The organism is Paraburkholderia sp. (genome assembly GCF_035948235.1).
Taxonomy (GTDB): Bacteria; Pseudomonadota; Gammaproteobacteria; order Burkholderiales; family Burkholderiaceae; genus Paraburkholderia.
The window spans coordinates 1-12,275 of record NZ_DASZJJ010000140.1; the positions used below are offsets into that span (position 1 = coordinate 1).

General features: G+C 64.4%; 12 protein-coding genes. 1 reads left to right on the forward strand and 11 read right to left on the reverse strand.

Annotated elements, in window-relative coordinates:
- From rhaS to rhaM, 6 genes are all read right to left on the reverse strand, one after another.
- On the reverse strand, positions 1–934 hold a 934-nt coding region (gene rhaS / locus VG320_RS12295), incomplete at its 3' end, for a rhamnose ABC transporter substrate-binding protein (RefSeq protein ID WP_327200385.1).
- Positions 935–1,038: 104 nt separating this feature from the next.
- Positions 1,039–2,049: an ABC transporter permease gene (locus VG320_RS12300; protein ID WP_327200386.1), complete on the reverse strand. Its 1,011-nt coding sequence runs from the start codon at positions 2,047–2,049 to the stop codon at positions 1,039–1,041.
- Positions 2,042–3,094: an ABC transporter permease gene (locus tag VG320_RS12305; protein ID WP_327200387.1), complete on the reverse strand. Its 1,053-nt coding sequence runs from the start codon at positions 3,092–3,094 to the stop codon at positions 2,042–2,044. Before VG320_RS12305 ends, VG320_RS12300 begins: the two co-directional genes overlap by 8 nt.
- On the reverse strand, positions 3,091–4,626 hold the full coding sequence (locus VG320_RS12310; RefSeq protein WP_327200388.1) for a sugar ABC transporter ATP-binding protein: 1,536 nt from the start codon (positions 4,624–4,626) through the stop codon (positions 3,091–3,093). The genes VG320_RS12305 and VG320_RS12310 overlap by 4 nt, the downstream gene beginning before the upstream one ends.
- Positions 4,627–4,688: 62 nt before the next feature.
- Positions 4,689–5,576, reverse strand: coding sequence for an amidohydrolase family protein (locus tag VG320_RS12315; RefSeq protein WP_327200389.1), 888 nt, complete (start codon positions 5,574–5,576; stop codon positions 4,689–4,691).
- A 20-nt stretch (positions 5,577–5,596) separates the two neighbouring features.
- Positions 5,597–5,911, reverse strand: a complete 315-nt coding sequence (gene rhaM / locus VG320_RS12320; protein WP_327200390.1) for an L-rhamnose mutarotase — start codon at positions 5,909–5,911, stop codon at positions 5,597–5,599.
- 194 nt (positions 5,912–6,105) lie between these two features.
- Between rhaM and VG320_RS12325 the strand changes: the two genes are divergently transcribed.
- The gene (locus VG320_RS12325) at positions 6,106–7,089 is read left to right on the forward strand and encodes a LysR family transcriptional regulator (protein ID WP_327200391.1); all 984 of its coding nucleotides are present in this window, start codon (positions 6,106–6,108) and stop codon (positions 7,087–7,089) included.
- Positions 7,090–7,101: 12 nt separating this feature from the next.
- Here VG320_RS12325 and VG320_RS12330 read toward each other — a convergent pair whose 3' ends face one another.
- The 5 genes from VG320_RS12330 to VG320_RS12350 form a co-directional block, all read right to left on the reverse strand.
- Complete coding sequence (locus VG320_RS12330) at positions 7,102–7,884, reverse strand: SDR family NAD(P)-dependent oxidoreductase (protein WP_327200392.1); 783 nt, start codon at positions 7,882–7,884, stop codon at positions 7,102–7,104.
- Between the two features lie 15 nt (positions 7,885–7,899).
- On the reverse strand, positions 7,900–9,078 hold the full coding sequence (gene rhmD / locus VG320_RS12335; RefSeq protein ID WP_327200393.1) for an L-rhamnonate dehydratase: 1,179 nt from the start codon (positions 9,076–9,078) through the stop codon (positions 7,900–7,902).
- A 77-nt stretch (positions 9,079–9,155) separates the two neighbouring features.
- Positions 9,156–10,445 carry an MFS transporter gene (locus VG320_RS12340; RefSeq protein WP_327200428.1) on the reverse strand — a complete coding sequence of 430 codons (1,290 nt, stop codon included), beginning with the start codon at positions 10,443–10,445 and terminating at the stop codon, positions 9,156–9,158.
- 178 nt (positions 10,446–10,623) lie between these two features.
- Positions 10,624–11,376, reverse strand: coding sequence for an SDR family NAD(P)-dependent oxidoreductase (locus VG320_RS12345; RefSeq protein WP_327200394.1), 753 nt, complete (start codon positions 11,374–11,376; stop codon positions 10,624–10,626).
- A gap of 13 nt (positions 11,377–11,389) precedes the next feature.
- Positions 11,390–12,253 (reverse strand): fumarylacetoacetate hydrolase family protein, encoded by an 864-nt coding sequence (locus VG320_RS12350; RefSeq protein ID WP_327200395.1) that lies wholly within the window; start codon positions 12,251–12,253, stop codon positions 11,390–11,392.
- Positions 12,254–12,275 lie beyond the last annotated feature (22 nt).

A 12,275-nucleotide genomic window follows, 5' to 3' on the forward strand; every position in this document is an offset into this window, starting at 1 on the left:
CGACAGTGCGCTTGCCGAGTTTGCCTGCATCGAAACTATCGCCCTCCTTGCCGGTGATGGTGCCCGAAGCGAGATTCGCGGCGGCGTAAGCGGCCAGATAGCCCAGTGCACCCGGATCCCACAACTGGAACGCCTTGACCGTGCCGTTCTTCACGAAGGCGCGCATCTGGTTAGGCGTGCCCAGACCCGTGACGGCCACCTTGCCCTTGCTCGACGACGACGAGATATAACGCGCCGCCGCCGCGATGCCTACCGAAGTCGGCGCGACGATGGCCTTCAGGTTCGGATACGCCTGCAGCAGACCTTGCGTTTCGACGAAGGACTTCTGGTCGTCGTCGTTGCCGTAGGCGATCTTCACGAGCTTCATCTTCGCGTATTCAGGCTTCTTCAGTTCCTCCTGCATCCACTTGATCCAGGTGTTCTGATTGGTCGCGTTAGGCGTGGCCGAGAGAATCGCGAACTCGCCTTCGTTGTTCATCAGCTTCGCCACCAGTTGAATCTGGCCGCGCCCGATGCTTTCGGCGTTGGCCTGATTCACGAAGATCTGGCGGCCATCGGGGGCCGTGTCCGAATCGAAGGTGACAACCTTGATGCCCTGTGCCATCGCACGTTTCAGATACGGCACGAGCGCGTTCGCGTCATTGGCTGCGATCACGATGGCGTCCTGATGCTGCGTGGTGAGCGTATTGATGTACGACACCTGCGAGGACGCGCCCGCATCCGACGGCCCGACCACCTTGCCGTCGCCCTTGAATTCCTTGATGGCGTCCATGCCGCCGTTATCGGCGATCACTTCGTAGGGGTTGTTGATCTGCTTGGGCACGAAGGCGATTTTCAGGCCTTCCTTGATGCCCGCGGCGTGCGCGGACAAGCCCGCGCCCAACAGCATGGCGCATAGCAGCGCCGTGCATGCGTGACGGACTGGCTTCATCATGAACGTGTCTCCTCGATGAGGGCCCGGCGTAGGCGCCGGGCAGATTAACGGCTTACTGCCTTTTTTCCCGCTTTTTACCGCTTCTTTCTTTTTCGACTGCGTTTTCAGCTTGCCGCGCGCGCAATCGCACGCCGGTCGCGCAGCGTGCGCCAACGCGCCGCGAGATTGGGAATCAGCACCGAGGCGAGCAGCAACGCGCCCGTCACGATGGTGAGCGTTTCGCTCGATACGTCCGCGAGCGTGAGCGCGTTCTTGAGCACGCCCACAATCAGCAGCGACAGCAGCACGCCATACATCGAGCCGCGTCCGCCAAAGATACTCACACCGCCAAACAGCACCGCCGCGATCACCGACAGCTCGAAGCCCTCGCCGTTATCGCCACGCGCGCTGGTGAAACGCAGCGTATAAACGATGCCCGCCAGCGCGCTCATCACACCCGAAAGTACGAACAGCCGCAGTTTGACGCGCGCGACGTCAATACCCGAGAAAGACGCCGCCGTGCTATTCGCGCCGATCGCATAGAGGCTGCGGCCGAAGGCGGTGGCCTGCAGCAGCAGCGTAAAGACCACGGCGCAAGCGGCCACGATCAGGAACGGCAGCGGAATAAAGGTGCTGCCCAGATTGCTCATGCCGAACAGCGTGTAGGCGGGCGGAAAATCGGCGATGGCCTGGTCGCCCAGCAGCACATAAGCCAGGCCGCGAAACAGCGCAAGCGTGCCGATGGTGACCGCGAGCGACGGCAGATTGAGTTTGACGATCACGAGGCCATTGAAGAGGCCCGCCAGGCCGCCCGCCACGACCACCAGCGCCATTGCCAGCGGCATCGGCACGCCCATGTGCCAGAGCACGCCCAGCAGTGCGCTCGACGCGCCCAGCACGGAAGCCACGGACAGGTCGATTTCGGCGGCGACGATGATGAGCGTCATCGGCAAGGCCATCAGCGCGACTTCGGTGAGATCGGCCAGTATGTTGCTCAGATTCGCGCCGCTGAGAAACACGTTGGACAGCACGCGCCCCACCACCAGCGAGAGCACCAGTATCACCACCAGCAGCGACTCCCAGGTCAGAGGCAGGCCAGCGCGGCGGGTCAGCAAAGCGGAGTCGGGTTTAGCCATGATCGCGTTTCCTCATCATGCGTTTGGCGACGGAACGGGCCAGCAGCGTGTCGGCGGTAATGGCCGCGACGATCAGCGCGCCTTGAATGGCCTGTTCCCAGAACGGCGAGACGTGCAGCACCACCAGCGCGATGCTGATGACGCCGAGCACCAGCGCACCCAGCGTCGCGCCCAGGATCGTGCCCACGCCGCCCGTGATGGCCACGCTGCCCACCACGGCCGCGGCCACCACCTGAAGCTCGATGCCCTTCGCGGTGCTGGCGTCGACGGTGCCGAAGCGCGCGAGCCACAGCGCGCCCGCCAGTCCCGCGATGGCCCCGCTGATGACGAAACCCATCGCCACGCGGCGCTCGACGTTGATACCGGCCAGACGCGCCGCTTCGGGATTGGAGCCGATCGCGTAGTATTCGCGGCCCGGACGGAACTGCTTCAGATACACCGAGAGCGCGGCAAGCAGCACGATTGCGATCAGCGCGAGCACCGGCACGCCTAGCAACGTACCGGTCGCAAGATGCGAGAACGCGTCAGGCAGGCTCGTGGCGTTGATCTGTCCGCCATGCACCCACGCATAATCAGCACCCCGAAATATATACAAAGTGGATAGCGTAGCGACCAGCGAAGGCACGCGCCCCACCGCCACCAGCAGCGCGTTGATCGACCCGGCCACCATGCCGATCGCCAGTCCCGCCGCGAGCGCCACGATCACCGGCATATGCGGAAACGCCACGTAAAGACTGCCGACCGCATACGCGCTGATGCCGACCGTCGAGCCAATCGACAGATCGATGTGCCGCATCAGGATCACGATCGTCATGCCCGCCGTAAGCAGGCTCACAATCGACACATTGAGCAGCACGTCGCGCAGATTCTGCAGATTGAGGAACTGCGGCCTGGCCAGCGCCGTGCCGCCGACGATCAGCAGCAGCACCACGAACAGCGTGGTCTCGCGGCTTTTCGCGAGAGTCTGCGCGAGCGCCGCACCGCGCCGCGGCGCGCGTGGCTCGCCGCCGTGCAGGGAATGCGGAGAAGTGGATTGACCCATCATGCTGCGTTCCCCAGGTGAATGTTGGCCTGACCGAGCGCGGCGCTCATGATGCGCTCCTCGTCGGCGTCGGCGCGGGCGATATCGGCGGTAATGCGGCCTTCGTGCATCACCAGCACGCGATCGGCCATGCCCAGCACTTCGGGCAATTCGCTTGAAATCATCAGCACCGCCATGCCTTCGCGCACCAGTTCGGCGAGTGCGCCGTAGACTTCCGCTTTCGCGCCCACGTCGATACCGCGCGTGGGCTCGTCGATGATGAGCACCTTCGGCCCCGTTGCGAGCCACTTGCCCAGCACCACCTTCTGCTGGTTGCCGCCCGAGAGCGTGCCGACCGGCGCGTTCAGGTCGCCCGCCTTCAGACGCAGGCGCGTGCCCCATTGCCCCGCAAGCTCGACCTCGCGTCCCGCCGAAATCAGCCCGAAGCGCACCAGCCGGCCCAGCACCGTGAGCGATGCGTTGCGCGCGATGCTTAATTCGAGCGCCAGGCCCTGCTGGCGACGATCCTCGGGCACCAGCGCGAGACCCGCCTTCACGGCGCGCGCGGGACGCCCCATCGCCAGCGCCTTGCCCGCGATCTGCACCTGGCCCGCGTCACACGGATCGATACCGAAGATCGCGCGCGCCACTTCGCTGCGGCCCGCGCCCACCAGCCCTGCGAGCGCGACGATCTCGCCCGCGCGCACATCAAAGGCAATGTCCTTGAACACGCCGCGCCGCGTGAGGCCGCGCACGCGCAGCATCACTTCACCGGGCGCGACATCGGCTTTCGGGTAGAAGGTGGCGAGATCGCGCCCGACCATGCGCGCGACGATCTCCTGGGTCGTAAGCGCCGCCGTGGGCGCGTCGAACACCTTCGCGCCATCGCGCATGATGGTGACGTGCTGCGTGAGCGCGAACACTTCCTCCAGACGGTGCGTGATGAAGAGAATGGCCACGCCTTGATCGCGCAGCTTGCGCGCGATTCCGAAGAGCCGCTCGACCTCGGGCAGCGAAAGCGCCGCCGTCGGCTCGTCCATGATGAGCACGTTGGCGTTGAGCGAGAGCGCCTTGGCAATTTCGATCACCTGCTGATCCGCAATCGACAGCCCGCGCACCAGCCGCTCAGGCTTCAGATCGACGCCCAGCGAAGCGAGCAGCGCCGCCACGTCGCGATGCATCGCGTCGTAGTCGATGCGACCCAGCCGGTCCACGGGCTGACGGCCCATGAAAATGTTCTCGGCAATCGAGAGATCGAAGAATAAAGTGGGTTCCTGATAGATCACCGCGATGCCCGCATCGCGCGCCTGCGCGGGCGTGGCGAACTGTTGCGCGTTGCCATCGATCAGCAGTTCGCCGCCATCGGGACGATGCACCCCCGCGAGGATCTTCACGAGCGTCGATTTACCTGCGCCGTTCTCGCCCAGCAGCGCATGCACCTCGCCGGGCATGAGCACGAGCGTGCCGTCCACCAGCGCTCGCACGCGCCCGAACGCCTTGCTGGCCCGTCTTAGCTCCAGACGCGGTACGCCCTGGGCTATGGTTTTCGATTCCACGCATGTCTCCTGATTCGTTGCGCCCGCAATCTTTCTGTACGACGTGTCTGGGCGCTGGATCGCTAGATACGGTAAATGCGTTCGGCGTTGCTGCGAAAGAGCGCCGTGCGCTCGCTTTCGCTGGCATCGCTAACGATGGCGGCATAGGCCCGCCACAGCTCGGCATAACCGCCGAACTGCCGGTCCACCGGAAAATTCGACGCGAACATGGCGCGCTCAACGCCAAAGGCATCGATCGTTTCGAGTACATAGGGACGCAGGCTTTCCACCGTCCATTGGTGATCGAACATGGCCAGGCCGCTGATCTTTACCGACACATTCGGGCAGGCGGCGAGCACGCGCAGACCCTCGCGCCACGTGCGCCAGCCCTGCGCGCTATTGCGGTCCACGAACATGCCCGCGTGATTGACGATGAGCGGCACGCCCGGATGCGCGCGCGCCAGCGCGGCGGCCTCTTCCATCTGCGCCGGATAAAGTTGCAGATCGAACGACAGCCCATGCTGTTCAAGCAGCGCGAAGTGCTTGCGCCATGCCGCCTCGCGCATATAGTGGCGGCCCACATAGTCATAGAGCGGATTCGCGTGCACATTAAGAATCTGCCGGATGCCGCGCGTGCGGCCGAACGCAGCGTGCGCCGCGAGAATTTCCGGCGCATTCGGCGCGCTCAGATCGGCGGCGGCGACAATCGCATTGGGCAGACCCTTGCCCGCATCGGCGATCGATTCGAGCCAGCGCGTCTCCTCCACCGGATCGGCCGGATCGTGATTCGCTTCCACGTGCACGACCTTGAGCACCTGGATATCGCCCGCTTCGCGCAGCAGATCGTCAGGTAAATAGTTGTGCTTGAGATCGCGCGCATCGCCCACGAAGGACGTGCCCGGGTTCGCAAGCCAGGGATAATGATGCGTATCCAGATCCCAGAAGTGAACGTGCGGATCGACCACCTGCATGGCGTGCTCCTCGTGGCGAATCATGGCAAATGAAAAACCGGCACCAGCGGCTGCGCCACGGGCACGTTGCCCTCGCCGGTCGCCATGATGTCGGCCATGTAATCCCACCATTTGCGCATGATGGCCGTCTCGGGCAGGCGGTCCATGGTGTGACCGGCGCGCCGCTTGAGCACCGCAAAGAGCGCGTGGGTGCTTTCGTCGAGAAAGATCCAGTAATCGCTCACGCCCGCGTCGTGCAGCGCATCGGCGAGTTCGGGCCAGATTTCGCGGTGACGCCGCTCGTATTCGTCCCGTTTGCCGGGGTCGAGCTGCATGCGAAACGCAACTGTTTCCATGATCGTGTCTCCATCCAGCCTTGTTGCTGCGTTTTTCTGGCGTGCGGTTCGAGTCGCGGGCTTAGCGTTTGCCCTAACTTCCGCGCGCGTTTTCACTTGGTCTTGCAGCGATTCGAACGACTATAATTCCCGCATCGATAGCCAACCAATCCGTAGTTGGGATCGGGCGATACACAAACCGGATCGCAGGACTCATGAACCATCAGACCGCCGTCGTTTCGCTCGTCAATCGTCTCAAGTTCAAGCACCTCGCCCTGCTCGTCGCGCTCGACGACGCCCGCAATGTCCATCAGGCCGCCGACGCCATCAACGTCGCGCAACCCAGCGCGAGCCGCATGCTCAGCGATATCGAAGAGGCCTTCGGCTTTCGCCTGTTCGAGCGTAACGCGCGCGGCATGCAGCCCACGGCGCTGGGCGTCGTCACGCTGGCTTACGCCCGCCGCGCGCTCTCCGACCTCACCCGCTTCGCCGACGATCTCGACGTCAAGCGGCGCGGCGGCCACGGCCAGCTCACCGTGGGCGCGATCATGGGCGCCGCGCCCGATCTGCTCGCCCAGGCCGTCGCCACGCTCAAGACCGAGCGGCCGCTGCTGCACGTGCGCATCCTCGGCGAAACCAGCGATCAGGTCGTGCAACTGCTGCATCGCCGCGATGTCGATCTCGCCCTCGGCCGCCTGACCACGCCGCTGCAGCACAACGATTTCAACTTCGAGCCGCTGGCGCGCGAAACACTCGTGCTGGTGGTGCGCGCGCGTCATCCGCTGGCGCGCCGCGAACAGGTCACGCTGCCCGAACTGATGGACTGGCCGTGGGTCGCGCAGCCCATCACCAGCCCCGCGCGCGAACTCTTCGAAGGCGAACTCGCGCGCGCCGGTCTTGCCACGCCGATGAACCTCACGGAGTCGGCCTCCATCTTCGCCACGCTGCAACTGCTCGAAAGCTTCGACGCCGTGGCGATGCTGCCCGAGTCGGTGGTGCGCGATCATGTGCGCGGCAAGCTTCTGACCGTGCTGCCGCTCGAAATCGGCAAAAGCCTGCCGGGCTTTGGCGTGCTCACGCGCAAGGGCGAAGCGCTCGCGGAACCCGCCGAGCATTTCGTCGGCTTGCTGCGCCGCTTTTCGCAGCCCTTCAAGCCCGACGAAGCGGTACGCGATATGAGGCTCGCCACGCATTCGTGAGTCCTTATCGATTCACTGAAGATTGACGAACAGGCCGCCGTCCACCAGCAGCGCCGCGCCCGTCACATAACGCGCGCGGTCCGAGGCGAGAAAAACCACGCAGTCGGCCACATCTTCCGGCGCGCCCAGCCGCCCCAGCGGAATGCGCTTTTCGAAGTACGCGCGCTTTTCTGCGTCGGCGAGATCTTCGGCGTTCAGATCGGTGGCGATGGTGCCCGGCATCACCGAATTGCAACGGATACCGTACGGCCCCAGCGCGATCGCGCACGACTGCATCAGCGAATGGACGCCGGCCTTGGTGGGCGTGTAGTGCGTCTGCATACCGCCGCCCACGAGCGCGCTGATCGAACTGGTGGCAACGATCGCCCCGCCCGTGCCCTGCTCCTTCATCTGCCGCGCCACGGCCTGCGTGACATAGAACGCACCGTTCAGATTCACGCCGATGGTGCGTTCGAGCACGGCCGGCGGCATATCCAGGAACGAGTGGAACGGACAGATGCCCGCGTTGCTCGCCAGCACATCGACGTGGCCGAAATGTTCGACGGTCTGCCGCACGAGATCGACGCCCGTTTGCGGCGCGGCCACATTGCCTTCGACGGCAATCGCGCGTCGCCCCAGCCGCTCGATCTCGTCGAGCACTTCGCCAATCGCCGAGCGCCGGCCATACGAGGCGTCGTTATCGCCCCAGTAGTTGATCGCGACGTCCGCGCCTTCGCGCGCGCTCGCAATCGCAATGGCGCGCCCAATGCCGCGCGATCCGCCAGTGACGATCACCACCTTGTCCTTGAGCAGCACGATGCTTTCTCCCGCTTAGTGTTGGTAAGGACGCGAAAGTTTGCAGTCCGGATTCAGCCGCACGCCAAAGCCCGGCGTATCCGGCACCTTCATGCGGCCCTTCACCGGCACCGGTTCGTCGAGCAGCAAGGGCGTGAACATCGGCACCACCTGATCGGCCTTGGGCGCCATCATCAGGAATTCGGCAAACGGCGAGTTGTGGCGCGTGACCACGAAGTGATAGCTGTACACGGACGAACCGTGTGGCACGACCAGGGTGTTGTGCGCGTCGGCGAGCGCGGAAATCTTGATGAGTTCCGTCATGCCGCCGCACCAGTTGACGTCGGGCTGGATCAGATCGCAGCAGCCCATTTCCAGCAGCATGCGAAAGCCCCAGCGCGTGGCTTCGTGCTCGCCCGTCGAGACCATCATGCCGCGCGGCACGTTGCGGCGCAGTTCGGCGTAGCCCCAGTAATCGTCGGGCGGCAGGCATTCCTCGATCCACTTCAAGCCGTATTCATTGGCGGCTTCGGCCAGACGCGTAGCGTAGCGCACGTCCAGACTCATCCAGCAGTCGTACATGAGCCAGAAGTCGTCGCCCACGCGTTCGCGCATGGTGGCGAGCAGTTCGATGTTCTTTCTGAGGCCCTCCTCACCTTCGGCGGGACCGTGCAGCAAGGGCAGTTTGCCGCCGATAAAGCCCATTTCCTTCGCCAGATCGGGCCGAGCGCCGGTTGCGTAGAACACGAGTTCGTCGCGCACCGGTCCGCCAAGCAGTTGATAGACTGGCTCCTCGCGCAGTTTGCCCAGCAGATCCCAAAGCGCTAGATCCACTCCGGAAATCGTATTGAGCACCACGCCCTTGCGCCCGTAGTAAAGCGTCGAGTAATACATCTGGTCCCAGATCTTTTCCAGATCGGTCACGCGCTGTCCTTCCAGAAAGCGCGCGAGATGCTTTTCAACGATAAATGCGCCGATCTCGCCGCCCGTCGTCACCGCGAAGCCCACGGTGCCGTCGCTCGCCTCCACCTCGACGACAAGCGTGCCCAGCACGTCGATACCGAACGAGCGGCGGCTCTGGCGATACTCGGGATAGCGGGCCATCGGCGTGGAAATATGGTCGTCGATCCAGTGCCCGTCGGCCTGATCGTGATAGTCCGCGCCGCCGCCGCGCACCGTGAAAGCGCGAACGTGTTTGATGGTAGGCATGGCCATGGGTGCTTGCTCCTGAGAGTGAGGTTGCTTGACGCTATGTCGCTATGTCAATTAATCAGGTATGCGATTCAATGTGTTCAATGCACGCCGCCGGTGGGCTGCGCGAACGCATCCGCGCGACGCCCGCTGCCGCGCGGCACGACGATGAAAACGAGCAGCGCCGCCGCGAGGCTGGCAAGGCCCAGTAATTCGAGGCCAGCAGCATGCGAGCCGAAGTGTCGATCGGCGGCGGCGCGCAACAGCGGCGCGAGAAAGCCGCCCAGGCCGCCGAGCGAGTTGATCAAGGCGATGCCGCTGGCCGACGCCACGCCAGCAAGATCGCGCGCCGGAAACGTCCAGAACAGCGGTTGCGCCGCGATAAAGCCGCTGGCTGCGCAGCACAACCCGATCATGGCGACGAGCGGCACGCCCAGATCGCCGGCGATGCCGGACACCGTAATGCCGAGACCCGACAAGACCAGCAGGCCAACAGCCCACACGCGATGACTGCCTGTGCGATCGGCGCGACGCGGCACGAACCACGTCAGCGCGAGCGCGCACAGCCAGGGCACCGCCGCCAGCAACCCGACCTTCAGGCCCACGGCAGCCCCAGCGAGCGACGCCACCTGCTGCGGCAGAAAGAAAATCACGCCATAGACGCTCATCTGGATCAGCGCGTAAATCGCGGCATAAGCCAGCACGCGGCGATCGACCAACGCCGCGAACGCATTGCGCGGGCCGTGTGCGGCGGCCTCGCCCGCATCGACTAGCAGCGCGGCGCTCAGCGCGCGCTGTTCCTCGGCGTCGAGCCAGTGGGCCTGGCCGGGATGGTCCGTCAGATACCAGAAGGCCCAGACGCCCACCAGCGACGCCAGCGCGCCTTCGACGAGAAAGAGCCATTGCCAGCCCGCAAGACCGCCCACGCCATGCATATCGATCAGCAGTCCAGACAATGGGCCACCGAAGATGAAGGCCAGCGGCGCGCCAAAATAGAACACACCAATTGCGCGCGCCCGCGCTGATTGCGGGAACCACTGCGTGAGGTAATAGATGATGCCTGGAAAGAAACCCGCTTCGGCCACGCCGAGCAGAAAGCGCAGCGTATAAAACGAGGTGGGCGTATGCACCCACGCCATCGCCGCCGAAATCAGCCCCCAGGTCACCATGATGCGGCACATCCAGATACGCGCGCCGACGCGATGGAGCAGCAGATTGCTCGGCACCTCGAATACCGCGTAGCCCACGAAAAAGACGCCCGCGCCGAAAGCGAAAGCGGCGTCGGACAGACCCGTATCGTGTTGCAGCGCCTTCTGCGCGAAGCCGATGTTCGCGCGATCCAGGAACGCGAGCACGTACATCAGCAGCAGGAACGGCAGCAGACGCCGCATGGCCTTGCTGCCCGCGCGCTGCAACGCCTGCGCTTGTGGCGACTGCGGTTGTGAAAACTGTGACGCTTCGTCCGGCATCGATGTCTCCTGTCGATCCCTTGCAGAGCGGTCCGCGCAGCGGCCGCTCCTTTTCTCTATCATCGTGCGCCTTGTCTGGCGCATCGAATGGAAACGCCTTTTAGTACGTCGCGCGGCCGCCCGAGAGGTCGAACACGGCGCCGGTGCTGAACGCGCAGTCCTCGGACGAGAGCCAGACGATCATCGCCGCCGCTTCGTCCGGCATCAGGAAGCGGTTCATCGGGATCTTCGAGAGCATGTAATCGATATGCTGCTGCGACATAGAGTCGAAGATTTCAGTCTTGGCCGCTGCCGGCGTGACGGCATTCACGAGCACGTTTTTCGTGGCCAGTTCCTTGCCGAGCGACTTCGTCAGGCCGATCAGACCGGCCTTCGATGCGCTGTAGTGCGAAGCATTGGGATTGCCTTCCTTGCCCGCCACCGAAGCGATATTGACAATGCGCCCGTAGCCCTGCGCAATCATGTGCGGCACGACCGCGCGACAGGTCAGATAGCTACCGATCAGATTCACCTCGATCACGCGGCGCCACATCTCCACGGGCAATTCCCACGTGAGTCCGTTGCCGCCCGTGATGCCCGCGCTATTGACGAGCGCGTGAATCGCGCCGTGGGCTTCGACCGTGCGCTGCGCGGCGGCTTCGACCGAGGCTTCGTCGGTCAATTCGACCTTCACGGCCGACACGCTGCCCAGTTCGGAGAGTTCGGCGCGCGCGCGTTCGAGCCGCTCGGCGTCGATGTCCCACAACGCCACCGCCGCGCCCGAGCGCAGCGCACGCTGCGCGACCGCGTAGCCCAGACCGCGCGCGCCGCCCGTCACCACCATCACACGATTGTTCAGATCAAGCTGGTTCATGTTGGCCGTCTCCTTATGCGTCGCTATGGACCGTCGCGGCAACGGCACGCTGTTGCTGTTCGCCCAGCCCCGCGACGGACAGGCGCATGGTCTGCCCCGCACGCAGATACACAGGCTGCGGCTTCTGCCCCATGCCGACGCCGGGCGGCGTGCCCGTCGAAATCACGTCGCCGGGTTGCAGGCTCATGAACTGGCTGATATAGGACACGCAGGTGGCCACGTCGAAGATCATCGTGCGCGTGTTGCCCTGCTGATAGCGCTTGCCATCGACTTCGAGCCACATGTCCAGCGCCTGCGGATCGGCGATCTCGTCGCGCGTGACGAGCCACGGCCCGAGCGGCGCGAAGGTATCGGCGCTCTTGCCCTTGTCCCACTGGCCGCCGCGCTCGATCTGCCAGGCGCGCTCAGAGACATCGTTGACAACGCAATAACCGGCCACATAATCGAGCGCACGTTCGCGCGACACATAGCGCGCTTCCTTGCCGATCACGACGCCCAGTTCGACTTCCCAATCGACTTTTTGCGCGCCGGGCGGAATTACCACATCGTCATGCGGGCCGCTCAAGGAACTGGTGGCCTTGAAGAACAGCACGGGTTCGGCGGGCACGGGCATATTGGATTCGGCGGCGTGGTCCGAGTAGTTCAGCCCCACGCAAACGATCTTGCCCACCTGCCCGACACAGGGACCGAGGCGCGCATCGGCGGGCACAAGCGGCAGTTGCGCCAGATCGAGAGAACCAAGCCGGTCGAGCAACGCGGCGCCAAGCACCTCGCCCGCGAGATCGGGCACCACGCCCGAGAGGTCGCGCACACGCCCTTCGCGATCGAGCACGCCCGGCTTTTCCTTACCCTTACTGCCCCAGCGAACCAGCTTCATGCGGTGTCTCCTGATATTGGAC